Source organism: Lysinibacillus sp. NPDC093712, assembly GCF_050280025.1.
Taxonomy (GTDB): domain Bacteria; phylum Bacillota; class Bacilli; order Bacillales_A; family Planococcaceae; genus Lysinibacillus.
Genome location: NZ_JBNNUU010000002.1, coordinates 1 through 24363, shown reverse-complemented (window position 1 = coordinate 24363; position 24363 = coordinate 1). Strand labels below are relative to the sequence as shown.

General features: G+C 35.0%; 26 protein-coding genes and 1 riboswitch. Of the genes, 13 read left to right on the top strand and 13 right to left on the bottom strand.

The genetic code is table 11. The features are described from left to right. Positions 1-63: 63 nt before the first annotated feature. From thiD to crcB, 5 genes are all read right to left on the bottom strand, one after another. Entirely contained in the window at positions 64-882 is an 819-nt protein-coding gene (gene thiD / locus ACQKNX_RS07320) for a bifunctional hydroxymethylpyrimidine kinase/phosphomethylpyrimidine kinase (protein WP_427428297.1), read from the bottom strand. A 266-nt stretch (positions 883-1148) separates the two neighbouring features. Then, the gene (locus tag ACQKNX_RS07315; protein ID WP_427428296.1) at positions 1149-2345 is read right to left on the bottom strand and encodes a DUF418 domain-containing protein; all 1197 of its coding nucleotides are present in this window, start codon (positions 2343-2345) and stop codon (positions 1149-1151) included. Positions 2346-2535: 190 nt separating this feature from the next. Next, on the bottom strand, positions 2536-2883 hold the full coding sequence (locus ACQKNX_RS07310; RefSeq protein WP_427428295.1) for a hypothetical protein: 348 nt from the start codon (positions 2881-2883) through the stop codon (positions 2536-2538). A gap of 27 nt (positions 2884-2910) precedes the next feature. Further along, complete coding sequence (locus ACQKNX_RS07305; RefSeq protein ID WP_427428294.1) at positions 2911-3243, bottom strand: fluoride efflux transporter FluC; 333 nt, start codon at positions 3241-3243, stop codon at positions 2911-2913. Then, positions 3240-3602: a fluoride efflux transporter CrcB gene (gene crcB, locus ACQKNX_RS07300; protein ID WP_427428293.1), complete on the bottom strand. Its 363-nt coding sequence runs from the start codon at positions 3600-3602 to the stop codon at positions 3240-3242. Before crcB ends, ACQKNX_RS07305 begins: the two co-directional genes overlap by 4 nt. A 596-nt stretch (positions 3603-4198) precedes the next feature. On the opposite strand from crcB, the gene ACQKNX_RS07295 reads away from it, so the two are divergent. Both ACQKNX_RS07295 and ACQKNX_RS07290 read left to right on the top strand, forming a co-directional pair. After that, positions 4199-5941, top strand: coding sequence for an ABC transporter ATP-binding protein (locus ACQKNX_RS07295; RefSeq protein ID WP_427428292.1), 1743 nt, complete (start codon positions 4199-4201; stop codon positions 5939-5941). Further along, positions 5938-7671: an ABC transporter ATP-binding protein gene (locus ACQKNX_RS07290; protein ID WP_427428291.1), complete on the top strand. Its 1734-nt coding sequence runs from the start codon at positions 5938-5940 to the stop codon at positions 7669-7671. The genes ACQKNX_RS07295 and ACQKNX_RS07290 overlap by 4 nt, the downstream gene beginning before the upstream one ends. A 412-nt stretch (positions 7672-8083) precedes the next feature. Here the strand turns inward: ACQKNX_RS07290 and ACQKNX_RS07285 are convergent, their stop codons facing one another. Continuing rightward, positions 8084-8674, bottom strand: a complete 591-nt coding sequence (locus ACQKNX_RS07285; protein WP_427428290.1) for a sigma-70 family RNA polymerase sigma factor — start codon at positions 8672-8674, stop codon at positions 8084-8086. A 343-nt stretch (positions 8675-9017) separates the two neighbouring features. Between ACQKNX_RS07285 and ACQKNX_RS07280 the strand changes: the two genes are divergently transcribed. Both ACQKNX_RS07280 and ACQKNX_RS07275 read left to right on the top strand, forming a co-directional pair. Continuing rightward, entirely contained in the window at positions 9018-9197 is a 180-nt protein-coding gene (locus ACQKNX_RS07280) for a hypothetical protein (RefSeq protein ID WP_427428289.1), read from the top strand. Positions 9198-9212: 15 nt separating this feature from the next. After that, positions 9213-10139 carry a S8 family peptidase gene (locus ACQKNX_RS07275; RefSeq protein ID WP_427428288.1) on the top strand — a complete coding sequence of 309 codons (927 nt, stop codon included), beginning with the start codon at positions 9213-9215 and terminating at the stop codon, positions 10137-10139. Between the two features lie 111 nt (positions 10140-10250). On the opposite strand, the gene ACQKNX_RS07270 is transcribed toward ACQKNX_RS07275, so the two are convergent. The 3 genes from ACQKNX_RS07270 to ACQKNX_RS07260 all read right to left on the bottom strand — a co-directional run bounded on the left by ACQKNX_RS07270 (position 10251) and on the right by ACQKNX_RS07260 (position 12564). After that, positions 10251-10526: a hypothetical protein gene (locus ACQKNX_RS07270; protein ID WP_427428287.1), complete on the bottom strand. Its 276-nt coding sequence runs from the start codon at positions 10524-10526 to the stop codon at positions 10251-10253. 320 nt (positions 10527-10846) lie between these two features. Further along, a complete protein-coding gene (locus tag ACQKNX_RS07265; RefSeq protein ID WP_427428286.1) occupies positions 10847-11638 on the bottom strand; it encodes a hypothetical protein in 792 nt (263 codons plus the stop codon). Between the two features lie 548 nt (positions 11639-12186). Then, a complete protein-coding gene (locus ACQKNX_RS07260) occupies positions 12187-12564 on the bottom strand; it encodes a hypothetical protein (protein WP_427428285.1) in 378 nt (125 codons plus the stop codon). A gap of 177 nt (positions 12565-12741) precedes the next feature. Here ACQKNX_RS07260 and dacB point away from each other — a divergent pair, with 177 nt between their 5' ends. The 7 genes from dacB to lepB all read left to right on the top strand — a co-directional run bounded on the left by dacB (position 12742) and on the right by lepB (position 19759). After that, positions 12742-14178, top strand: a complete 1437-nt coding sequence (dacB, locus tag ACQKNX_RS07255; RefSeq protein ID WP_427428284.1) for a D-alanyl-D-alanine carboxypeptidase/D-alanyl-D-alanine endopeptidase — start codon at positions 12742-12744, stop codon at positions 14176-14178. A gap of 90 nt (positions 14179-14268) precedes the next feature. After that, positions 14269-15024, top strand: a complete 756-nt coding sequence (locus tag ACQKNX_RS07250) for an SDR family NAD(P)-dependent oxidoreductase (protein ID WP_340824093.1) — start codon at positions 14269-14271, stop codon at positions 15022-15024. Between the two features lie 29 nt (positions 15025-15053). Next, positions 15054-15488: a MarR family winged helix-turn-helix transcriptional regulator gene (locus ACQKNX_RS07245; protein WP_427428283.1), complete on the top strand. Its 435-nt coding sequence runs from the start codon at positions 15054-15056 to the stop codon at positions 15486-15488. Positions 15489-15829: 341 nt separating this feature from the next. After that, positions 15830-17515, top strand: coding sequence for a methyl-accepting chemotaxis protein (locus ACQKNX_RS07240; RefSeq protein WP_427428282.1), 1686 nt, complete (start codon positions 15830-15832; stop codon positions 17513-17515). A 146-nt stretch (positions 17516-17661) separates the two neighbouring features. Continuing rightward, a complete protein-coding gene (locus tag ACQKNX_RS07235) occupies positions 17662-18594 on the top strand; it encodes an LCP family protein (protein ID WP_427428281.1) in 933 nt (310 codons plus the stop codon). 355 nt (positions 18595-18949) lie between these two features. After that, on the top strand, positions 18950-19045 hold the full coding sequence (locus ACQKNX_RS07230) for a transcriptional regulator (RefSeq protein ID WP_172771884.1): 96 nt from the start codon (positions 18950-18952) through the stop codon (positions 19043-19045). 156 nt (positions 19046-19201) lie between these two features. Next, a complete protein-coding gene (gene lepB / locus ACQKNX_RS07225) occupies positions 19202-19759 on the top strand; it encodes a signal peptidase I (RefSeq protein ID WP_427428280.1) in 558 nt (185 codons plus the stop codon). A gap of 55 nt (positions 19760-19814) precedes the next feature. Here lepB and ACQKNX_RS07220 read toward each other — a convergent pair whose 3' ends face one another. Next, a complete protein-coding gene (locus tag ACQKNX_RS07220) occupies positions 19815-20015 on the bottom strand; it encodes a hypothetical protein (RefSeq protein WP_427428279.1) in 201 nt (66 codons plus the stop codon). A gap of 182 nt (positions 20016-20197) precedes the next feature. Further along, a riboswitch (purine riboswitch) is annotated at positions 20198-20297 on the top strand. 61 nt (positions 20298-20358) lie between these two features. On the opposite strand from ACQKNX_RS07220, the gene ACQKNX_RS07215 reads away from it, so the two are divergent. Next, the gene (locus ACQKNX_RS07215) at positions 20359-21549 is read left to right on the top strand and encodes an MFS transporter (protein ID WP_427428278.1); all 1191 of its coding nucleotides are present in this window, start codon (positions 20359-20361) and stop codon (positions 21547-21549) included. 80 nt (positions 21550-21629) lie between these two features. Next, positions 21630-21923, top strand: coding sequence for a hypothetical protein (locus tag ACQKNX_RS07210; RefSeq protein ID WP_427428277.1), 294 nt, complete (start codon positions 21630-21632; stop codon positions 21921-21923). A gap of 57 nt (positions 21924-21980) precedes the next feature. Here ACQKNX_RS07210 and ACQKNX_RS07205 read toward each other — a convergent pair whose 3' ends face one another. From ACQKNX_RS07205 to ACQKNX_RS07195, 3 genes are all read right to left on the bottom strand, one after another. Next, positions 21981-22466: a DUF3231 family protein gene (locus tag ACQKNX_RS07205; RefSeq protein ID WP_427428276.1), complete on the bottom strand. Its 486-nt coding sequence runs from the start codon at positions 22464-22466 to the stop codon at positions 21981-21983. Between the two features lie 187 nt (positions 22467-22653). Further along, complete coding sequence (locus ACQKNX_RS07200) at positions 22654-22944, bottom strand: hypothetical protein (RefSeq protein WP_427428275.1); 291 nt, start codon at positions 22942-22944, stop codon at positions 22654-22656. 570 nt (positions 22945-23514) lie between these two features. Then, positions 23515-24162: a cupin domain-containing protein gene (locus ACQKNX_RS07195; RefSeq protein ID WP_427428274.1), complete on the bottom strand. Its 648-nt coding sequence runs from the start codon at positions 24160-24162 to the stop codon at positions 23515-23517. Positions 24163-24363: the final 201 nt, after the last annotated feature.

Sequence of the window (24363 nt, the reverse complement as noted above, 5' to 3'; positions counted from 1 at the left end):
AGTACCTATAAAGAGGTTACGCGGATTTTTTCTTAGTCTACCTTCAAATCAAAGCACATCAAACTAGCATCTAGTAATCGTAATGTTATTTTCTCCAACCTCTTTATATGCGCGGTGATCGATTGCACCAGCAACAGCTTCAAAAGGAATCGCACGTCGTATTCCCGCTGTAACGAATTTTTTAGCTTGGATTACTGCATCCTCAACGCTAAGACCTTGTGCTAATCCTGCAGTAATCGCTGCAGAGTATGAACAACCTGCACCATTTGTATGAATTGTATCAATACGAGGAGCTTCTAATGTTAGCATGTGTACTCCATCAAATAATACATCCGTTGCGGTACCATCGAGGCGTCCGCCTTTCACAAGTACGTATTGAGTACCAAGCTTATGTAAATCATGGGCAGCGTCCTGTAAATCGCTAATAGTAGAAAGGTTTCTACCCCCTAGTAAATATTCGGCCTCAGGCATATTTGGTGTCATAATAGTAGCATGAGGTAAGAGCTTGTCTTTTAAAGAGTTCATGGCACCTTCCTCCATTAAAGCTGTCCCTACTTTACCAAACATAACAGGATCAATAACTACATGTTTGACTTGAGCGGTAGGAAGCCAGTCCGCAACAAGCTCAATTATCTCTTTGGTAAATAGCATGCCTGTTTTTAAAGCATCTATGCCAATTTGTGACGAAATTGTATGAAGCTGTGCCTCAATAACTTCTAGTGATTGTGTATAAACACCTTGCTTTGTATCAGGATGTGTTGCCACGAAGGCAGTAATGGCAGAAGTGCCGTACACACCTAGTTCTTGAAAAGTTTTTAAATCTGCTTGAATACCAGCCCCACCACGTGCGGCAGAACCTGCGATTGTACATGCTTTTTTCATAATAAGCATACTCCTCTTCTTGTTGTGTAATAGCTTGTTGATTTACGTTACTGTAATAAATATTTGAATATTATTTTATTTTAATAATAAATGTCGTTGATTTAAAATAGCCAGAAAGTAGAGTTTTTATAATGTCAGTTTATATTTCTCGTATCTACTATAGGAGTGCTTACATAAAATTGAACTGAAAAAGTAGCTTTTAAAACATGTATGTACTTATTAATTCGCTAAGCACATACATGTTTTAATGTAAATATGCATTGGAATTATGTTAGTTTTTGTTTATAGCGATTCACAGGAATATTGCCTAGTTTACGCCAGATTGTTTCAACGGGTCCTTGTTTATATTTTTGTAACCAGAATGTTGAAAATCCTATCATAAATAACGTAATACCAAGCCATAAAGCATATATTAAAAGGGGACTATAGTGTTTAGCAAGACCGAGACCCCAATTGTAGAATAAAAAGGAAGATACGATATTTTGGGTAATATAGCATGTAAGCGCCATTTTCCCAACATTACTAATATATTGTTGTGTTTTGACAAACTTTTGATGGCGAGCAATCAAGAAAACAAGGCCTAAATAGCCTAGTGATAAGATAGGGGCAAAAACGTAGCGGTCAAATACGACAAATTGTACATTAAAGAGCGATAGTGCATTGATTGGAATGCCAATACCAAAACCAATCCATAGCAGGCGTTTTTGCAGTCGAATTCCGCGTTCATCCATTTTCAATAAACCTTTTCGTACGAGGAAGACGCCAAGTAAAAATAAAAAAACATTCATTGGTAAAATCATAATGGCTTCAGATCGTAACACCCAAAAATGCTCCATCCTGTAAACGACTTGCTCCCACCAAGTAAACCCAGATATTTCAAGCAATTGATTATCATATCGAATTAATGCTTGTTCAGCGAGATCACGTTCAGCACTAATATTGGCATAAGGATTATTTGGAAACAACATCCTTGCTAGCTTAGAAGACATAATCACACTAAAGAATCCTTGCCCTACTTGGTAAAGGACATGAATAGCACCAGCACAATACATACATATTTTCATTATTCGCTCGGAGCATTGGATGATAAAAGCAACAAGGATACCTGTTAGTGAATAGCTCATTAGTACATCAAATTCAAAAACAAATATAAAATGGAGAAGCCCATCGATAAAAAGTAATATCATTGACCATAAATATAGACGAAACCAGGGGAGTTCTCGATTTTGAAAACTAGTATATTTCAATTGCATCCCAATACCGAACATAATCGTTAACAGACCGAGAAACTTACCATTCGTCAAGAAATTTGTGAAATTAGATATGTACGAGCCAATTTCCGAAACTTCGGCTTCATCAACCTCTACCAAAGGGTAGGAAGATCCAAAAACCCAAATATTCGTTCCAAGTGTGCCAATAATAGCGAGTCCTCTAGCGACATCTAGTAATTTTATTCTCTCCATAAAAAACACCTCTTATCAGTTTATATAGAATTAATAGATTGTCATGTAGCGTTCATAATTAATAAACGCAAAGAGAAAAGGAAGGTTTCGATAAAATGAGCATTTTGTTGTATTGAAATAGAATAAATGTGTTTTATTCGTCGAGGGGACTGACTGGGAATTTAAAAAACACCTTAGAAAACCAAGGTGCTTAAAACATTTGTGGTAATAAGTCATTTATAAAGTGTCGATTTTTACGCAACCAAATTTTTAAAATAATCCGATGGGTTAATAACTGATGCCTTTTATTTGGTCTGTTCTTTGCTTCGAGTAAACTTTCTAATAATATACAAGTCTCGGTAGCATAAGCTTCAGGTTCAACTAGAACAGTAAGTTTATAATCAATTAAATGAGCGGCTTGTACTTTTGCGAGCAGTTGAGCAAAGTGGGTAGTCATTTCTTGATAGGCTTCGTCCAGTTCTAAGTCAATTAATGTATATAAAGTATGTTTTATTTCAGTCTCCAACGCTTGGAGCTGTTCAATTGTCGCTTGTGTCAAAAAATCACCTCTTGAATGTTAAGGACATTATGCCAAAATGTAAAGACCAAGTGCAGCAAAGAGTAATCCTAATAATACTGTACTACAAATATAGGCTAAAGCTAGTCCCCATTTTTTCTTTTCCACTAGTTGTAGCATTTCAAAGCCGAATGTCGAAAAAGTTGTGTAAGCACCTAAAAAACCGATACCTAAGAAATGCCATAATGCTTCACTTGGATGGCTGCCAAATAAAAGACCAAGGATAAAAGAACCTGTAATATTGATAATGAAGGTTGCCCAAGGATAAGTACTGACAATCCATTTTCCTAAGTAAAATCTCGTTAATGCACCTAAAAATCCACCTATGCCTACAAGGATCATTGCATTCGCCCCCTTGCAAGTAAAGCACCAAGCCAAGCGCAAGCTAAACCGCCAAATACGCTAATTAAACAATAAGAAAGGGCTTGTACCCATTGGTTATTTTCTATGAGTAAAAGTGTTTCTACAGAAAAGGTTGAAAAAGTGGTGAAGGCTCCTAAAAAGCCTGTACCAACGCCAAGTACGAGTGGTGTACGGTTAGTAAAAGCCGTAAAAAGAAAGGCTAAACAAAAGCACCCAACTAAATTAATAAAAAGTGTTGTAGTTGGAAAGTTAGCAGTGTTGGGAAGGAACACGCTGAGGTAATAGCGGGACATCGCGCCGAAAAATCCACCTATACCTATTGCCAAAAACGTTTTCAATTTCAAAGACTCCTTTAACTTTTAAGGTCATTTATTGTTTTAATTGAAAGGGAACTTACGAATAAAAGTCCATCATTTAGATTCACTACTACTTCGTATTGTATCAAGGACGTAGGTAGGATGGTAGCTATTCGAAAGTAAGTTTTAACATGGCGTTCTCCTTTTTACCGTTTTAAGCAATTCACTACTTTAAAGCGTTAATTATTTCCTGTGAAATATAAAAAATAACAGTTAGAATGTTGACAATTATTTCAATAATATGATAATCTTCAATAACACTATAACAAAACAAACAAAGGAGGGCATGACAATGATGGTTTTAACAGTTCAAAACAAAAGCACAGCTTCATACATTGTCCATGTCTAGCGTTGTTATTTATTATGCAATAACAGGTATGGTCGCACCTTACCTTTTATAAGAGACACATGCTCTTTTGAGAGGATGTGTCTTTTTTTATTGCAAAAAAGTTGTAGTGAACTAGAAAAGGAGTGTATGTCGTATGCGTAACATCACAAGGAAGTTAATTTTCAATAAGGAATTGCTAGATAGTGGGTAGCAAAGATTTAACGCAATTTGAGAAAGAAGGTTATGAAAAATGTTTGATGTATTAAGCAAATTAAGCTGGTTTTTCAAGCAATATTGGAAGCAATATACAGTAGCGATTGTGCTATTAATGATTGCAAGCGCTTTAGAGGTTATTCCTCCTTATTTACTTGGGAACATAATTGATATTTTAACAGCAGGCACAATGACAACTGCAATTTTATCGAAGTATATTTTGATTTTCAGCGGTATTATTGTTGGTGGCTATGTATTAAATTTTGTATGGCAATTTCGACTATTTGAAGGTGCCATTAACTTAGAGAAAATTTTGCGTCGTAATTTAATGCAACATTTTTTACGGATGACGCCTACTTTTTATGAAAAAAATCGCACGGGTGATTTAATGGCGCGTGCTACGAATGATTTAAATGCCGTGTCCCTAACAGCGGGCTTTGGGATTATGACACTTATTGATTCAACCATTTATATGGGATGTATTATTTTTGCAATGGGCTTTATGATTTCATGGAAATTAACCATTTTTGCCATGTTACCAGTGCCTATTATGGCTATACTTATACAATATTTAGGGAAAATTGTGCATGAGCGTTATATGAAGGCACAGGATGCCTTTGGCGAATTAAATGATAGTGTTCTCGAGTCTGTAGCAGGCGTTCGGGTTGTACGGGCATATGTTCAAGAAAAAAAGGACGAAGCAGCATTTGCGGAGATGAGTGAAACTGTTTATGAAAAAAATATGCATACTGCGAAAATAAATGCCTTATTCGGACCAATTACGAAAGTCGGTACTGGCATTAGTTATGTTGTGGCACTCGGTTACGGTGCACACTTAGTATCTACTGAGGCGATGTCGTTAGGGCAACTCGTAACATTTACGGTCTATTTAGGATTAGCAGTTTGGCCAATTTTTGCAATCGGAGAACTTATTAATGTAATGCAGCAAGGGAATGCCTCATTGGACCGTGTACAGGAGACATTGCGCTATGAAGCAGATGTGCAAAATATTGCTACACCTCAAACGGTAGCAGCTCCGCATGCCATCGGATTCGATAATTTATCCTTCCAGTATCCAATGAGTCAGGTGAAGAATCTTCAACAAATTTCGTTGTCGCTAAAAAAGGGGCAAACACTTGGGATTGTTGGAAAGACAGGTGCCGGAAAGACGACCTTCCTGCGACAATTACTTCGTGAATATCCAATCGAAGCGGGCCAGTTATCGATTGATGGGATTGATATAATATCACAAACAAAGGAGCAATTACTCGATTGGATTGGGTATGTGCCGCAGGATCATGTGTTATTCTCTCGAACAATTAGAGAAAATATTTTATTTGGGAAAGAAGATGCAACGGAAGAAGAGCTAAAACAAGCAATTTATGCAGCATATTTTGAAAAAGATTTAGCCCATCTCCCTATGGGGCTTGAAACACTTGTTGGCGAAAAAGGCGTATCACTTTCAGGTGGTCAAAAGCAGCGTGTGTCAATTGCTCGTGCGCTAATAAAAGACCCTGAAATTTTAATACTCGATGATTCGCTTTCTGCTGTAGACGCTAAAACAGAGGCGAAGATAATAGAAAATATTCAACGAGAACGACAGGATCGAACGACCATTATTACAACCCATCGTTTATCGGGAATTCAACATGCAAATATGATTATTGTGCTTGATGAAGGGCAAATCGTAGAGCAAGGAACACATGAACAGCTCCTTTCACAACAAGGCTGGTATAAAGAGCAATTTGATCGTCAACAGCTAGAAGGAGGTGCCTCATGAGTACGAGTCAACGATTAACTCGCTATGCGATGTATTTTAAAAAACCAATATTACTAGGTTTATTCTTCTTAACAATTGCAGTATTTACCGAGCTTGTAGGGCCTTTTATTGCGAAGCATATAATCGATAATTATATGACAATTGGTAAATTAGAAATAAAGCCGATTACATGGCTGTTAATACTGTATTTAATATTGGCGATTGCAACAGCCATATTACGTTATTTTATGTATATTTATTTACAAATGGGAGCAAACCGCGTTGTTCAAAAATTACGTAAGGACGTTTTTGAGCATATTCAAACATTACCGATTCAATATTTTGATAACTTACCGGCAGGGAAAATCGTGGCACGTGTGACGAATGATACAGAGGCAGTACGTAATTTATATGTACAGGTGCTATCGAATTTCGTAACAAGTTTAATCTCAATTTTAGGTGTCTATGTAGCGCTGTTCATTTTAAATTGGCAAATGGCTTGTTTAGCATTAGTAATGGTGCCAATCATTTACGTATGGATGATTTTATACCGTAAATTTGCTTCGAAGTATAATGATGTTATTCGAACTAAAATTGCTGATATCAATGCGATGATTAACGAATCAATACAGGGTATGACCATTATTCAAGCATTCCGCCGTGAGCAGCAAATGACAAAGGAATTCGACGATATGAATAATGAGCATTATGCCTATGAGCGTAAATTATTAGTGCTAGATTCGGCGACTTCATTCAATTTAGTGAATACGTTAAGGCTTTTAATGTTTGCCATTTTTATTTTCTACTTTGGGACACAGTCGATGACGACAACACAAATGATTTCTGCAGGGACATTATATGCATTTGTCGATTATTTGACGAAATTATTTAATCCTATTACAAACATTGTCAACCAATTTTCTCAGCTTGAACGCTCGCTCGTTGCAGGAAAGCGTGTGTTTGAGGTGTTAGATATAGACGGTGAACCTGTATCTGAAGTAAGTCTTCCAAGATATAAAGGGAATGTCGTTTTTGAGGATGTTTCCTTTGCTTATAAAAACGATGATTATGTTTTGAAAAACTTATCGTTTGAAGCTCATCAAGGGGAAACCATTGCACTTGTAGGTCATACAGGGTCAGGAAAAAGTTCCATTATGAACTTATTATTCCGCTTCTATGATCCTTCAAAAGGAAAGATTTCAATCGATGGTATTGATATTACAGCGGTCGCGCGTCAATCAATGCGTGAGCATATGGGTATTGTATTACAGGACCCATATTTATTTACAGGAACGATTGCTTCAAATGTGAGCTTAAATAATCCGAAAATTTCACGTGAAAAAGTTGAGGAATCTTTAAGAGCAGTTGGTGGTGATCGCGTCTTAGTAAACTTGCCTAATGGTTACGATGAACCAGTAATTGAAAAAGGAAGTACATTATCTTCAGGTCAGCGACAACTAATTTCCTTTGCACGTGCACTAGCCTTTGATCCGGCAATATTAATATTAGATGAAGCAACATCTAATATCGATACAGAGACAGAAGAAATTATCCAACATGCGATGGATGTTTTGAAAAAAGGTCGTACAACGTTTATCATTGCCCACCGTCTTTCAACCATTAAAAATGCGGACCGTATTCTTGTATTAGACCGTGGGAAAATTGTTGAGCGCGGTACGCACGAGGAGCTATTAGAGCTTGGCGGAATTTATGAAAAAATGTATCAAATGCAAGCTAACTCATTGCAGTAATAGAAGGGCAATACTACTAGAAGATACTGCAACATGGAAGTGATGTAGTTGCCTGAATACTATATAGCATATAAATAAACATAAGCCCCACTTTACTAAGTGGGGCTTTAAGTGCCGACAAATTAATTTTTAAGCAAAAAATTAGCAAAGTATGACGCTCTTTATTTTTAGAAGAATTTCTTCATCTAAAATACCTCAACAATAACTGATATAAAAGATTATTTATTTCTTGTTATTTATATAATCGAAAAAACCCGGACAATTGATATTGTTCAACAGGTCTATTTTTTCTAAGATTTTCATTTTAATTTCTTGTTCTAAATCCTCGCGCTCTTGTACGGACGTATTTTTTGAAATATTTTTAATTTTATGATTAAAATTTCTAATAATTTCCTCGAAGTTTATTTCTTGTTTACTTTGCAATCTTTCCACATCCATTATTAAATAATTTAGCCCTTAACTTTTTTATAGCAGTCCTTAAATTATAGGAAATTGTTTGCGGAGACTCATTTAATATATGTGCTATCTCTTTATTACTTAAATTTTGGCTATATTTTAAATCTAATATTAATAATTGTTTACTAGATAATGTTTTTATAGCATGTAACAGCTCTTCACTTGAAATTGATTGTAAAAGTCCCTGGTTATTTAAAACTGTATCGTATAAGTCTTTTTGCAGCTCTAATTGTTTAGAAGGAAATTCCTGAGCATTGTTTTCATCCTTTACAAAAGAAGATAAAAATATATTTCGCCTATAATAACGATTAACTTTTTTATCAAAATCTATTGAATAGTAATGAATTAATTTGTTAATATAGCTGATTACCTTTGCTTTTTTGTAATGAACTTTAAAAGCATTGTCCAATCGGACTTTATTTTCAAGGCATGGCTCCGCTAAAAAGGATGATAGTAAATCACGATTTTTCTGATCTTGTAAAAAGAAAAGAATGACAGGATCCATTTTTTTTCGCTCGAAATTAATTAGAAAGATTTTTATATCCACCTTTACCCCTCCCTTATAATAAGTATAGTTACTTCTCTTTAGTAGCCAATTTCTGGCATAAATCTCTCCAGTAATAATTTATAGCTTATATAAAATAAAGAGATTTCTTTCTTTTAAAAAACAAAAAAAATAGAACATTCATTCTGTTTTGGGTAGTAAAATTATTATATACAATTAATTTTGCTTTTTCAGATTTATTATCTCTTTAACTAATGAACAATTCATGAATTGGAGGATTAATAAATGACTGTAAAATTGAAATGAATGTAGAGCAGTATCGTTTCTTGCAAAGGTTTTACTATCAGGCAAATTATTTAAAAAGAACTAAGGAGGAGAGAAGTAAATGAACATAGATTGTTTAATCAAATGCTTTTGCCAATCTCGAAAAACGAAATATTTCTTTTTAAAAAACTTTGAAACAGAACAGCTTAATACAGAAGAAAAAAAGTTGCTTTCTGAAATAATAATGGATGCACAAAATATCTCAAATAAAATTTGGAATTTTTGTAAGTTGTACGATTAACTTATTTAGTTAGGAGTGATTTTTTTGAATAAAATTGCATTTAAACCGTACAAAATCCGATCTTTAAACAAACAGCATCAAAATCGTACCTCTAGTATAGAAATTATTAAAGCTAGGGATGTTTGGGGACAAACCAATAAAGGACAAGGGGTCGTCGTTGCTATAATTGATACAGGTGTTGATACGACACATCCCGATTTGGCTGACAAAATAATAGGTGGCTATAATTTTACGTCTGATGATGGGGGAAACAAAGATATTTACACAGATTACAACGGCCATGGTACACACGTAGCAGGTATTATCGCAGCTGAAAATAATGAAATGGGTGTATTAGGCGTTGCTCCTAATTGTAAGTTACTCATCTTAAAGATTTTAAATCGCTTTGGTGAAGGATCATATAATGGATTAATTAGTGCACTTCAATATATCAAAAGGTGGCAGGGGCAAAACGGGGAAAAGGTTCAAGTTATTAATTTGTCTTTAGGTGGTCCGACTCATAAAGATGAGTTATATACAGTTATTAAAGAATTGCATACATTAGGTATAGTAATTGTCTCAGCAGCGGGGAATGAGGGTGATGGCTTATCTACAACCGACGAAATATCATTTCCTGGTTTTTATAAGGAAACGTTATCTATTGGTTCAATTAATCAACAACTTGCCCCTTCAATATTTTCAGGTTCCCATCTTAATATAGATTTTGTGGCTCCAGGAGAAGGTATTTTATCAACGCATTTAAATGGCGAGTATGTAGAATTGAACGGTACTTCCATGGCAACACCCCATGTTTCAGGAGCTACTGCACTGGCACTACAGTTAATTAAATCGTGTACACCACCACTTATACCGGCACAAATAAAGTATTACTTTACAAAGCATGCATTAAAATTGGACTTTCCAATTAGTCTGGTAGGAAATGGCTTAATTCAGTTGAAATAACGCGTGATATTGATGAATTAAATAATAGACAAAGTCGAAAAACTCGACTTTGTCTATAAATATGTAACTACTTTATAAAAAGTATAATATTTTGATGCATTAATAAATAATCTAAGGCTCACCTATCATGGCAATTAGTATAATTGACAAGAATATACCAAGAAAATAAATCCACAAAACAATAAAAGGGCAATATTTCCAAAATCCTTTTTCCCTTTTTATAAAGCTTAGAACACTAAAGATTATTCCTATGGCAAATAAAATTTCTCCAACAAAAATTAAGATTACCCATGCAGTAGCAGCGATTTGAAAATAATAAAAGCAAGCAATTAAAATAAGTCCTGCTACAGAAAATAATGCTGATAACTTCCCTTTTTTACCCAGCATAATTTCCCTCCTTATTAATTTTTCTTACTTTCTCAAGTCATATCGTGTATAAACTGATTATATTAAAAAATAATAGACATAGCAATTTACCATATCACCTTTACGTGGTTTGATGAATAACCATATAAATTAAAGACGCAACCTTAGAGTGAATTCTAAAGTTGCGTCCAGCGCTTGTATGGGTAAATCATAATAAGGTGGCACTTGGAATTTAACCGTGGTAAGGTGTTGTAGAACCGGGTTTTAACCATTTGGTAATGCCAACATAAGAACACTAAAGTCATTATCTATAATGACTTTAGTGGATATTAATAAGAAAATTAGCAGCCCATTGCAACCATTTTTGCAGAAAACGCCCCAACTATACGTGATGAACCCGCTTCATCTGTCTGATTAGCACATTCAATTATAATACGGTCACAACCACAACGTTCAGGATATTTCGTATTCGCATCATAACAATGGTCGTGATATTTACAGCAATTGTCTAATGCATTAACAGTAGGACCTGCTCCACAGTTAGCCCCGCACCAGTTATATCTAACAAGTGGATTAAATGGATTTCCTTTATAACGGAAAGAACAACAACCGTTTTGAAGACATGGTAATCCCCACCCCAATGCATTAACCACATCATCATTTTGTCCTATTTCATCTGATGTTAAATGCTCGTAATCTTCGGGTATCGTTACCTTACTTTCCGTGGACAACTGCTCCCATTCATTTAATAGTTCATCATCTAAATACGTAATAGTCTTTTTTATACCTTGCTCTATATCTAATGATACAACTTTCACTAAGTAAGATATTCTGTTTGTCTCAGTGTTAATTGTTTTGAAAATATTACCAATAAGGAAGTTGTTGAATTGTAGGAAGCTAATTTTTTGTTCCACTTTAGGTGTCACTTTTGTTTTGATTTGTTCATTAAATTCATTGAATGCATATGCGGAATAGGTAGTTTCGTAGTGTATTTGTTCCATTTTGGGCGCATTGAATAATTCCTCTTTATTCAATCTCCCTAGAGCTTTTTTTAATAGTGCTTGGCCTTGTTGATCTAATGCACTTACTACATTTGATGGCACTTTTCTTACTCGAATATCAGCAATATTCATTTTTATACCTCCTTTGGTGGCTTATACTTTATAAAAGAGGTATGTTCAAAAGAAAAAACAAAAATTATAAATTAGCTATTATGACTAAATTAATTTGATGTAATATCAAAAGAGGGGATTGAAATTATATAAGAGCTATTGAATTGGGGAGAAAGTTACATGTTCTAAATGGCTATTTTTTCTAGATAGCTCTCATTTTAATCACTTAAAGCCTTGATGTAACAGCTCTTATTCAATTTTTGACACAGTCTAAGCCCCACTTTACTAAGCGGGGCTTAAGGCTGACGAAAGGCGTCAAGAAGTTCACACTTTTGATGCCTTTTTTCAGTTGATTGGAGTGAAGGGCGGGTGCCAGGCGCTCAAACAATTTCCATGTTAACCATGTATTTTTTGACTTGCAAAGGAAAAATCCATGTAGACTCCTGCGGGAACGCACAGGACGTAAGATGCAACAATCCGCGCGTTAGCGAGGGTTGCGGCCAACTGAGTGCTACGCAGAAAGCGCACGCCCGTAGCGGAAATCAACCGTAGGAGTCCTCTGTTTTTATTTAGGAAGTACTTTTCACATTTTGAAAGACGTTGATGAAAAATAATAGGACAGAAAGTGCAACTGCGATACCGCCACCAGATACGAACAGCTCAAATAACCAATGTGGAACATCTAAATACACCATCATCATTCCAACTAAAAGGAACGGTAAACCGATATTATAAAGCCAAAACTGAGCCTTTGCGAGCCCTGTTTCTGCAGCTTCTTTAAAATTAGAATAAACTAAACCTATAAATCCCGTAGTCAGCCAACCTACTACACCAATATGAGCATGTGTCGCCTTCCATTGAAGTTGAATTGTATAATGCATGAACAGTCCAAACGCGAAAACAAGTAATAAATAGAAGATAGAAATTTTTATCCATTTTGCTCCCATCGAAAAACAACTCCTTTCCTGAAAGTGTTTTTAGCTAGCTAATACAGTCTATTCTTGTCGAAAGAAAAAGATGACTGTCCTCTTTGAAGATTTCGGATTAATGCGGAATTGAAAAAATAAATAATTTTACTTAAAATAAAGGATAAATAAGTGAATATTTTTCCAACTGGAGGGTCTATGAAAAAGAAAATTATTATTTATACGATGTTATTCATGTTGTTCAGTAGTTTTCCATTAATATTTGTCGAACAAGCTTGGGCATCAGAGCAAACAATGGCGACTAAAATCAATACTATAATCACGAAAAACTGGAAATATAATGAGTATAGTATTACTGTACGAGAAATGGAAAGAGGGGACGTCATTTACAGTAATAATGGTGATAAAATGATCCGTCCTGCTTCAACACATAAATTACTTGTTAGTGCTGCCGCATTAGATTTACTTGGTCCTGATTACCGCTTTACAACGAAGGCGTATATCGATGGTCCCGTTGAAAATGGTGTATTACAAGGAAATATTTATTTACAAGGTGGTGGAGATCCTACACTGCTTCCTGTCCATTTAGAATCATTTGCTAATGGAATAAAAAAATTAGGCATCACAAAAATTACAGGGAAATTGATTGCGGATGATACATGGTTTGATGATGATCGTTTAGCAAAAGGTATTGTACCTGAGGATGAGGCATTATCTTATGCATCTCGTATTTCGGCTCTGACTCTTTCACCAAATGATCAGTACGATGTTGGCAATGTCCAAGTGAAAGTGACTGGCACAAAAATTGGCCAAGCTGCAAGTGTTCAGCTTTTCCCACATGCAAGCACAATACCGATTGTTAACAAAACTAAGATTATAAAAAAGGGTGGGAAATCGACTATCAATATTACGAGAGAATATGGAACAGATCGTATTGTTGTAACAGGCAATTTACCTGCTGGTACAGAGAAAAATACATATGTGACCGTTTATAATCCAACATTGTATACGCTGGATGTATTACGAGAAAAATTAGTAGCAAAAGGTATTCAGCAAATGCCTCTCGACGTAGGAAAAGTTCCAGATAATGCTCAACGAATAGGAATATCCAATTCAATACAATTAAAAGATATCAATTTTCGATTTTTAAAGCTAAGCATTAACGGTATGGGGGAAATGTTGACGAAGCAAATAGGGAAAGAACTTCTTGGAGAAGGAAGCTGGTCGGCAGGTATACAGGCAATTCGTACATATGGAATAGATAGTGGACTGAATATGGATCAATGGTACTTTGAAGATGGCTCTGGCTTAAATCATCAGAACCGAGTAAGTAGTATGCAGGAAAGCTTATTATTATATAAAGTTCGTAATAAGTCCTGGTACTTCTCCTATTTGGACGCCTTACCACATGCAGGCCGAAAAGGAAAATTGGTTGGGGCTACATTAGAAAATCGTTTGAAAGGTTATAGTGTTTCAGCTAAAACAGGCTATATAACGGGAACCTATGCTTTAAGCGGCTATGTTCAAGGAAAAAGTGGAAAGTGGTATATTTTTAGTATTTTAACACAAGCCAATAAAGGCTCAGCTATTACCGCTATTGATGAAATAGTAAAACAAATTGCAAATGAAATGTAAAGGGTTTCAAAAAATTGAGCAAACTAGTTTAATTAAAAATAATTTAGTGATAAACTATTCAATGGATTTAAGAAAAGGAGATGTTTATCCATGGGTAAATTACAAGACAAAGTCGTAATTATTACTGGCGGTGCAGGTGGTATCGGTAGTGGTATGGCAAAAGCAATGGTAAAAGAAGGCGCTATCGTAGCGATTGTTGATTTAAATGAAGAAACAGGGAAAGCAATGGAAAAAGAATTGCAACAAATTTCTCCAAAATCAATGTTTTTACAAGCAAATTTAATGGATCGTGCTAATTTGCATAAAATTATCGATACAGTTGTTGAAAAATACGGTAAACTAGATGTATTAGTTAATAATGCACATGCTTCTAAACAAGCAACTATTGAAGACACAACACAAGCTGATTTAGATTTATCATTTGATACTGGTTTCTACCCAACATTTTATTTAATGCAAGCAGCATTACCGCATCTAAAAGAGTCAAAAGGGAATGTTATTAATTTTGCTTCTGGCGCGGGTCTTGCTGGACATGAAACACAAGGTGCCTATGCGGCTGCAAAAGAAGCAATCCGTGGTATTTCTCGTGTAGCGGCAAATGAATGGGGACGTTTCGGTATTAATGTAAACTTAATTAGCCCTATTGCGAATTCACCAGGTGTACAAGCATGGGCAAAAGCACAACCAGAATATTACGAAGCTGTTAAAAGTAAAATTCCTATGGGACGCTTTGGTGATGTTGAAGAAGACATTGGCCGCGTAGCAGTATTTTTAGCATCAGAGGACTCACAATATATCACAGGCCAAACGCTTATGGTTGACGGTGGCTCTATCATGCTTCACTAATATTCTCGGATGTTCGAGGAGGATTTTTTTTGGCACAGACAAGTATTTTTAAACTCATTCATATGATTGATCAGATGAATAATGCGAATATTATACGCTTTACGAAAGCGTTTCCGTATCCGTTAGGTATTTCACCAATTTTAGTTTTAAGTGAACTGAAAATAAAAGGTCCTCAAAGACAAGCAGAATTAGCGGAAACGATTGGGTATACGAAAGGTGCTATGACAAGTATTGCTGAAAAATTAGTGAAACTGGGCTTAGCAGAAAGACTTTACGATGATGCCGACAGACGTACAATTCGTTTGCAGATTACCGAAGAGGGTGTAGGTGCTTTAATCAAAGCGCAAGAGGTAGGGAAGGAAGTATTTATTCAACTTTTTGAAGTATTGAATGACGAAGAAATTGCACAATATTTGTCTATTCAAGAAAAGTTAGTGCAAGGAATTCAAGACAGAGCTGAATAGCGCTTCTTTAAGAAGAGGCTCAAACTGTAGACAAAATATCTTGAGGATTTACTTCCTAAGATATTTTGTCTTTTTTTGCAAAATCGGCATATTACACTTGCTTCTTTTAGAACAAATCAAAAACTTATTTGCAGGATAATAATCATGCGCGCGATTTATATTTAGAGTAAATATATTCACTTTATTACATATCTTTTGGCGTAATATATTGGTCCTTTTTTGGAAAAATTCATAAAATCGACAAAAATAGCTTTATAATTTACTGAAAATTTGCTATTCTAAACGATACATAAGGGATTTTTTTCACTCATACATATTGCTGAAGGGGAATATCGAAAGACATGTCAATTAAATTAAAACTTTATCTAGCATTTGCATTATTATTTATTAGCATTATTGGAATATCTATAAACGGATATTTCGATTTAACAAACATGAAAAATGAATACAACCACATTCTTGATTCTCAGGTAGAACAAATTTATATTGCTTCAGATTTACAAAGTAATACAAAGCAACAAAGTATTTATATTCAACAGTATATAGAGAATGGCAATGGGGATACGTTACAAAATTTTCGTAGTACGCAACTAAAAATTCAAACAGGCATCGGTCAATTAAATGACATCATTGATGATGAACAATTGCTGGAAGTCAATAAGAAAATGCAAGAAGGCAAAAAATCCTTCGATAAGGTAGCTGAAACAATTATTACGGCTGTAGAAGCAGGCGATTCATCTACTGCTCGAGAATTATATGATCAGCAATTATGGCGACTAAATAGTTTAATGGGTAGTGTTGCTAATGAAATGTTAGCATTTAATAAAATGAAATTTTCAGAGGTTGCCAACGATGCAGAGCAAAAAGTACATAAAAGTGCGCTAACAGCCGTTGTCATTGGATTAATTACAATAGGTATTTGTATATTTTTCAGTATTTTAACGGCAGTGAAAATAGCTAATCCACTAAAAACGATGGCAACAGCAGTCAAGCAAATTGCAAAAGGTGATTTGACAATACAAAATTTACCAGTTAATTCTAAAGACGAAATCGGTACATTAGCGAGTGCTTTTAATGAAATGAAGCAATCTATTCAATCGTTAATTCGCGCTTCTGGTGAAACTGCTAATGATTTGTCTGCTGTTGCTGAGGAATTGACTGCTAGTACAACGCAAGTTGCGACTACTTCGAATAGCGTTGCCACTTCTGTCGAACATATCGCTTCAAATTCTAAGATTTCTTCGACTGTTTCCAATGAAGCTTCACTTGCAATAAACGAAACAACTGAAGGTATTCAGCAAATTGCTGATGCTACACATTCCGTGCTTGGCAAGGCAAAACAGACGAAGGAAACTGCGGATGCAGGGCAGGTTACGATTGAACATGCAAAGCAACAAATGAATATGATTTATTATTCTACTAAAGAGACAACAGCGCTTATTTCAAGACTTACAAATCAGTCTGAAGAAATTCAAAATATAACAAAAGTAATAACGGATATTACAGAACAAACTAATTTACTTGCACTAAATGCTGCCATTGAGGCGGCGCGAGCAGGAGAACATGGAAAAGGTTTTGCTGTTGTAGCAGATGAAGTACGTAAATTAGCTACCCAATCAAAAGAGTCGGCACATATTATCGTCCAGCTCACATCTGATATTTTACAGGAAACAAAAAACGTAGAAGCCGCAGTTTTACTAGATCAAAAAACTGTCGAGCAAGGGGTCGAGGTCATTGAACAGGCAGGAACAGCTTTTAGCAATATTGTCAATGCTATCGAGGAGATGACGGAGGATATTACAACAGTAACCGCGATTACACAGGAGATGACAGCTTCCTCAGAAGAAATAGCAGCATCGATACAAGAATTAGATGGGCATGTTCGAAATAATGCTGAAGGCACTGAGGAAATGGCACAACAAATTGTCAAACAAGTAGCGACTCTACAGGAAATTAACAATATTTCAGAAAGCTTAAATGACAAAGCTTTGGAACTAACAAACAGCATTGCTAATTTTAAGTACTAGTGAATATAAAGATGTATATTTAGTAAATACTAGTGTACGTCTTTTTTTCGCCCAATATGCATATAAGTAGACTATATAAACTTTTTTCCAACCTAATACGTCAAATAGATGGGCAAATTTTTTATAAAGCTAGAGAGGACATAAGTATGGAAAAAAACATGAAACGCTCTAAAGAAAAAAAGAGCAAAAAGAAGATTTGGCTTTGGATAATAGGGAGCCTATTAGCAATTTTTCTAATTTTTATAGGTACTGCTTATTATACTATCCAAAAGACGATGAATAAAATAAATACACCACTTGTAGAAACTACAGATTCTTCCGACAAAACGCAAAAAACAATTACGAAAAAAGAGCCTTTTTCTGTGCTGATGCTAGGTGTTGATGAACGAAAGGACGACAGTGGTCGTTCAGACACAATGATTGTTATTACAGTAAATCCTGAAAAACAAACGATGAAAATGTTAAGTATTCCAAGAGATACACGGACAGACATCATTGGGCATGACACAGTGGATAAGATTAACCATGCTTATGCATTTGGAGGCGTACCAATGGCAATGGATACGGTTGAAAATTTATTAGATATCCCACTCGATTATTACGTATTTATAAATATGGAAGGTTTCCTACAAATAATTGATACACTTGGCGGTGTAACTATTCAAAATGATATGGATTTAACCTATGATTCGTATCATTATCCTGAGGGTGAAATTTCATTAAATGGTGATGAAGCACTTATTTTTTCACGTATACGCTATGAAGATCCACGGGGTGATTTTGGCCGTCAAATTCGTCAAAGACAAATTATTGAAGCGGTTATGAAAAAAGCTTCAACACCATCAATGTTGTTGAAGGCAACTGATATGCTTGATGTTGTCGGAGACAATGTCCGCATGAATTTTACGGTGAAAGATTTAATCCAGCTACAAAGTATTTATAAAAAAATGGATAATAAAATTGATCAGTTATCATTTGAGGCAGGAGAGGGTCAAATGATTAATCATATTTGGTACTATATTCCGGATGAAACAGAGCTACAACAAATAAAAACAGAGTTAAAAACGCACTTAGAATAAGGGGTTGTAAAGTAACAAATTGGCTACAATAGTTGTAAATTATATGTCGACGAAGGGAGAGAGATGAATGAATGGGAGGACCCAGGTGCTTAGGTATACAGCATTAAATAATTGCATGCAAAGCTATGTACCTAAACGTAAAGTACGAAAAAGTCCAGTCAAATTCATGGTGAAACAGTTACAACTATTTTGTTTTAAAATCTTTATGTAATGCTAAAAAAATCATTCAGGTAGGATGCATGCCTAGTTGAATGATTTTTTTAGTTAGTAATGCAATTCAATTTTTTATTTCGTTTGAAATATCAGAAAATTAAGTGTATAATAGATTTAAGAAATGGTTGAGGGAGTGATTGTGATGATGATTGGAACAATTTTATTAGCTATCGCGTTGCCGGTAGGTATTGTTTTAGCAGTAGATTTATTTAACGAGCAACATCACTCAGCTTCATAAAGTGACCATTCTAAAAGTGAAAAACAAAAGCTATTTCCTAGACAGAAGCTATTGAGCTTATGTCTTTTTTTCATGTCTTGGAAACATTTTGTGTTATTATTCGTCAATATACAATAGAAAATGCTATACTATAAAAAAAAGTATCGGGGTATGAGTATGCAAGCAGAAAAAACGAATATGAAAAAAGAAATTCTATCCTACATTAAAATTATTGTTATTACAGCAATTGTCGTCTTAGGCTGTAAACAATTTTTATTTGCACCGATAAAAGTACAAGGTGCTTCTATGTATCCGACATATGAGGATAAGGACATTATTATTGTAAGTAAAACGAGTAAAATTGAACGCTTTGACCAAATTGTCTTTCAATCACCTACTGAGGATGAATTATATATTAAACGTGTTATAGGACTTCCAGGGGACACAGTAGAAATGATAGATGATGTATTGTATGTAAATGGTAAGGCGTATAAAGAAGATTATGTAAATCGTCAAACCGATGATCCGAGTCAATTACGTATTACAGAGAATTTCACACTAGAAGGTTTAACAAATGAGAAAAAAGTGCCGGAAGGTAAGTATTTCGTAATGGGAGATAACCGTCTGAAAAGCTATGATAGTCGCCATTACGGATTAATTGCTAAAGAAGCTATTTATGGTGAAGCTAAAATAACTGTTTATCCGTTTAAGCACTTTCACGTTGGCCGCGAATAGATAAATAACGATGAAAACAGAAAGAGGCAGCGCTTATGAGCATGCCTCTTTATTTTTAATTATTTTCGGTCAAAGCTTTACAAATTTTGTGAGTAGGATAATAGACGCAAACTGTTGAATTTTCAACAGTTTCTTTTATTGGGTTTTGCTTTATGTCCAATCTAGGTGATGGTTGATCGATTGTGAGCTCTTCTACTACTAATTCTGCGCCATAAAATAGCATTAAAAAATAGCATACTAAACCTAATATACGCAAACAATCACCCCATAACTATAATGTGTACTATTATTATTTATGGTCGACAGACTAAAAATATAAGCGGAAATTCAAAAAAATATACAATAACTAAAATCAAAGCTCATTTAATGCAATAAATGTGTGTTGGGGAATCTGAAAAGAAGAAAAATGTTGTAACGTAAAAATCAATATGCTACTATAGCTAAAGTAAAATAATGATCTGTATAACCTCAATAATATGGATTGAGGGTCTCTACCAGGAACCATAAAATCCTGACTACAAAAATTTCTTTCATTTTGTAGTCAGGATTTTTTTATTGTTGCCCACTATAAGATGGAAGTACAACAGAAGGGTGATTAAATGAATTGGAGAGTTTTTATACTGGCTGCTACTACTTTTGCAGTTGGATTGGTAGAGCTAATTGTTGGAGGTATATTGCCATACATTGCTAAAGATTTGAACGTATCTGTAGCAACGGCTGGACAATTAATTACGATATTTGCTCTAGTATATGCAATTTCTGCCCCTGTCCTTTTATCGTTAACAGCTAAAGTGGAGCGGAAAAAACTATACCTTATTTCATTACTTTTATTTACATTAGGGAATGTCATGACCTATTTTAGTCCTACCTTTGTCATTGTCATGATTGCAAGAATCATAACAGCGATGAGTACAGCTCTAGTTATAGTTTTGTCTCTGACAATTACAACAAAGATAGTAGAACCAAGACATCGTGCTAAAGCATTAGGGCTTATTTTTGTAGGTGTAAGTTCAGCTCTAGTAATTGGTGTACCGATAGGTATTTTTATTACTGAGGCTTTTGGTTGGCGTGCTGTTTTTTTAGGGATTGCATTACTTTCTAGCATATCTATGATTCTAATTTTCATGCTCCTGGAAAAAATGCCAGTTGTTGAGGTTGTCCCATTAAAAACACAAATTAAGTCATTAGCTAATTTAAAAATTGCGAGTGCGCATTTAACAACATTATTTATGCTTGCTGGTCATTATATGCTTTATGCTTACTTCACGCCGTTTTTAGTAGAGGCATTTAACTTAAACTCTTCCTGGGTTAGTATTTGTTACTTAGTATTCGGTCTTGCTTCTGTAAGCGGAAATGCGTTTGGTGGTTGGTTAAGTGACAAAATTGGTACTGGCAAATCAATCGTACTAATCATTGCAACTTTTGCCATCGTATTATTTGCAATACCGTATACAATCGTAGCCTTCCCGTTATTTTTAATAGTAACTGTTTTGTGGGGAGCGCTTAGCTGGTCACTTACGCCACCATTACAAAACTATTTGATTCAAACAGATCCCGAAACATCTGATATTCAACAAAGCTTAAATACTGCCGCCTTACAAATTGGTATTTCGATAGGATCAGCAGTGGGGGGAGCGTTGTTTACTCTTACAGGCTCTGTAATGCATTTATCAAGTTTCGGAGCAATTTTAGTTTTATGTGCGTTAGGTTGTGCTATTTTTTCTATTAAGAGAGCGCCACTTTCAGATAGTAATCAATTAGATGGAAGTATCCAAAGGGTTCATCAATGATAAGCTCAAATTACTAAAAAAAGAAGGACTATGATTGTTGAAGCTAGAATGTAAGAGTAGAGAGGGAGGCTGGTAAATAAATGCAGGTAGATTTAACGGAATTTGAAGGATTGAATGTGAAAGTTGTCGCAACGGTTGATCATACGCTTTATCGAAACGTTGGTGCAATAATTTTATACGAAGAAGATTCACACATTTTATCTGTACGAAAACTGAAACGAAAAATCGCTGATCAATATATACCAACAGACGAACTCGAAAACTTTATGTTTGACTCACAGGCAGATGCAATTAAATTTACACATAAGCTAACTAGAATGACTGCACTCGATTATTTATTAGTTACAAACAGGGAAAAGGAACTAAGTGAATAAAAAGATAGCCTTTTAGGTCGTCTCGTATTGAAGCGAGACGACTAGAAGCTATGGGTTTTATGTTGAGGAAGGAGAAAGTAGCCAACCTTTCTTATTACTAAGCTCAATTAACTTAGCACCTAGAATGGCATATTTCATATGAAAAACACTATATTTTGTCGTAAGACTGCTCTCGAAAGACATGTCCATTGCTTGACTGACTGAAATTAAGGAAGATGCAATATTCATGGATAGGATGGCACTAATTTCAGAATCATTTATAGCTGCCTTTCCACGCATTTTAGCAATTTGTAAATTTCCTTGGTCAATTGATATTGGCGGCGCCAGAACACCATTTTCTTTTAGTAACTTCTCAAGCTGTTTATTTTCCTCTTTTAAACATTGAATAAATTCCAAAATAATGACTTTTAAGTCTCTGTTAACTGCATATTTGAAAAAGAAATGGTTCGTAGCAATATAGCCATTGTTTACGCCAAGTTGTTTCCAAATTGTAAAAACTTCCTTAAAGCGTAAAGATTCTATATTTCGTTTTGACATTTTCATTGTTGCACGTCCTAACTCATTTTATAGTTGTTGAATGTGAGATTAGGATGGGAAACAAAAGATTTTTTTATACATATTTTTGTAAATAATACAATTATAGATTCGACTAAGCAGTGAATTATGTATGTCTTGACATTGGGTAAGCTCCAGCAGTTCCTCTGTTTGCCAGAAGTCTAAGGAGCTTACCTTATTGAGCATCCTTCTTTTTCTTATTTTTAAAGCTCTTAATAGTAGTCTTTAAGGAAGCATAATTCCCGATGGCTGCGTATCCATAAAAAAAGCCCATAAATACACCAGCTAAAAAATTATGTTTATGGCTAATAAAAATAGAAATAATTAAACCTAATACTAGCGCGATTGCTGGAACATATTTAGGCTGAATAGGAAAAAATATTTTCAATAATTGTGTAATAATCATAACAACTGGAACGGCTATTACAGCATCCCAAAAGTTTGTATGAATAATTGGAAAGCCCATTTTTTATACACCTCTTTTACGTATTAAAGTAGTGCTGAATAATAGTTAGATTTCCCAAACTTAAAAATTTTATGCACTTGTAGTTGAAGTGTTTACAAAGTGAGCTTTATTCAATTTTAAACGATCAATAAAGGAAGTACTCAAAGGTGTTTCCTTACAGCTTGTCGACAAAAGGGATTAAGAATAGAAATCTTAATCCCTTTTGTTATTTTTATTGTAAAAAATGGGTTCTTACTATCGTCTTGACCATACTGTTCAGACTAGATTTATATTGGCGATACCCTTCCTTCGTTTATAGTAGACTGTTAGCAAGACATATAAAGTTGATTGGAGCGGAGGGCGGGCGACTCCTGCTCAGAACGCACAGTACGTAAGACGCAACAAACCGCGCGTTAGCAAGGGTTGCGGCTGACGATGTGCCCGCGGAAAGCGCCCGCCCGTAGCGGAAATCAACGGCAGTAGTCATCCCCTATATTAGTTATAAATAAAAAAAGACTGTAGACAAATTCGAGTTTGTCTACAGTCTGAAAGGAAACACGCAAAGGTGTTTCCTTAAACAGCCTAACTTTATTAATAATAGGAACCATTTTGATACATGTATGGATAATGGTAAGGATTGAAGTTGTAATGTGGATGTGTTTGCATTGAATTTGGTGAGGTAATGGAAGGTTGATTGCAATTATTTGCAGGTCCGATATAGGTTGAAGGAACAACAGGGGCAATTGTTTGCTTCCATAAGCTTTCATCTAAGCAATAAGTGTGTGCCATTATATTCGAAGGCGTAAATTTCAAAATATCCGAACCTAAAATAACTTCTGGCGTAGGTGCATCAAAAATCGCTAATATGTGCGTGTTATCTGCACTCGCGACAATATAATGCCACCATCCCTGTGGAATGTTTGCTACCTGTCCTGGTGTTATTGGGTAGTTTTGAATTTGTTTAGTGAAAGGATTTAAAATGGAAACGGTAGCAGCCCCAGAAATACAATAAACAAGCTCTGCTGCATTTTGATGATAATGAGGCTCTACAACGTTATTTGTACTTAAAAAAATATCAAGTAGAGATACATTTTCTAGACTATTTAATTGAGCAATACCAAGAATGTTTATGTAGTTCTGATTATCCTTTCTAAAAAGTGGACTTGTATTTACATCAAACGTAAACTGTGTGGATGGAGATGTGTAATCAATGGGCAAATCAATACATCCTTCCTTCATATATTTAACATGTTCATCAATATCACAGTTTATGACAAATGATGTTTGTGCATTAAACGAATGCCTATTGGAGTTAGTTAAAAAAATAAAACCTCTCCCTTTATTTTGAAGTGACCCCTAAAAGTTAGACACGGTTATTTCATTTAGGCAGCTTGGGTAAACTGAGTTCGGTATTGTACCGGGCTCAGTTTTAATTTTGCC

What these genes read in the sequence shown, in the direction of transcription:
- ACQKNX_RS07290 (WP_427428291.1), top strand. Translation starts at nt 5,938, where the DNA reads ATGAGTACGAGTCAACGATTAACTCGCTATGCGATGTATTTTAAAAAA.
- ACQKNX_RS07270 (WP_427428287.1), bottom strand. Translation starts at nt 10,526, where the DNA reads ATGCTGGGTAAAAAAGGGAAGTTATCAGCATTATTTTCTGTAGCAGGA.
- ACQKNX_RS07195 (WP_427428274.1), bottom strand. Translation starts at nt 24,162, where the DNA reads ATGAAGGAAGGATGTATTGATTTGCCCATTGATTACACATCTCCATCC.
- ACQKNX_RS07215 (WP_427428278.1), top strand. Translation starts at nt 20,359, where the DNA reads ATGAATTGGAGAGTTTTTATACTGGCTGCTACTACTTTTGCAGTTGGA.
- ACQKNX_RS07230 (WP_172771884.1), top strand. Translation starts at nt 18,950, where the DNA reads ATGATGATTGGAACAATTTTATTAGCTATCGCGTTGCCGGTAGGTATT.
- ACQKNX_RS07280 (WP_427428289.1), top strand. Translation starts at nt 9,018, where the DNA reads ATGAACATAGATTGTTTAATCAAATGCTTTTGCCAATCTCGAAAAACG.
- ACQKNX_RS07210 (WP_427428277.1), top strand. Translation starts at nt 21,630, where the DNA reads ATGCAGGTAGATTTAACGGAATTTGAAGGATTGAATGTGAAAGTTGTC.
- ACQKNX_RS07200 (WP_427428275.1), bottom strand. Translation starts at nt 22,944, where the DNA reads ATGGGCTTTCCAATTATTCATACAAACTTTTGGGATGCTGTAATAGCC.
- ACQKNX_RS07235 (WP_427428281.1), top strand. Translation starts at nt 17,662, where the DNA reads ATGGAAAAAAACATGAAACGCTCTAAAGAAAAAAAGAGCAAAAAGAAG.
- ACQKNX_RS07240 (WP_427428282.1), top strand. Translation starts at nt 15,830, where the DNA reads ATGTCAATTAAATTAAAACTTTATCTAGCATTTGCATTATTATTTATT.
- ACQKNX_RS07305 (WP_427428294.1), bottom strand. Translation starts at nt 3,243, where the DNA reads ATGATCCTTGTAGGCATAGGTGGATTTTTAGGTGCATTAACGAGATTT.
- thiD (WP_427428297.1), bottom strand. Translation starts at nt 882, where the DNA reads ATGAAAAAAGCATGTACAATCGCAGGTTCTGCCGCACGTGGTGGGGCT.
- lepB (WP_427428280.1), top strand. Translation starts at nt 19,202, where the DNA reads ATGCAAGCAGAAAAAACGAATATGAAAAAAGAAATTCTATCCTACATT.
- ACQKNX_RS07295 (WP_427428292.1), top strand. Translation starts at nt 4,199, where the DNA reads ATGTTTGATGTATTAAGCAAATTAAGCTGGTTTTTCAAGCAATATTGG.
- ACQKNX_RS07260 (WP_427428285.1), bottom strand. Translation starts at nt 12,564, where the DNA reads ATGGGAGCAAAATGGATAAAAATTTCTATCTTCTATTTATTACTTGTT.
- ACQKNX_RS07205 (WP_427428276.1), bottom strand. Translation starts at nt 22,466, where the DNA reads ATGAAAATGTCAAAACGAAATATAGAATCTTTACGCTTTAAGGAAGTT.
- ACQKNX_RS07265 (WP_427428286.1), bottom strand. Translation starts at nt 11,638, where the DNA reads ATGAATATTGCTGATATTCGAGTAAGAAAAGTGCCATCAAATGTAGTA.
- ACQKNX_RS07315 (WP_427428296.1), bottom strand. Translation starts at nt 2,345, where the DNA reads ATGGAGAGAATAAAATTACTAGATGTCGCTAGAGGACTCGCTATTATT.
- ACQKNX_RS07250 (WP_340824093.1), top strand. Translation starts at nt 14,269, where the DNA reads ATGGGTAAATTACAAGACAAAGTCGTAATTATTACTGGCGGTGCAGGT.
- dacB (WP_427428284.1), top strand. Translation starts at nt 12,742, where the DNA reads ATGAAAAAGAAAATTATTATTTATACGATGTTATTCATGTTGTTCAGT.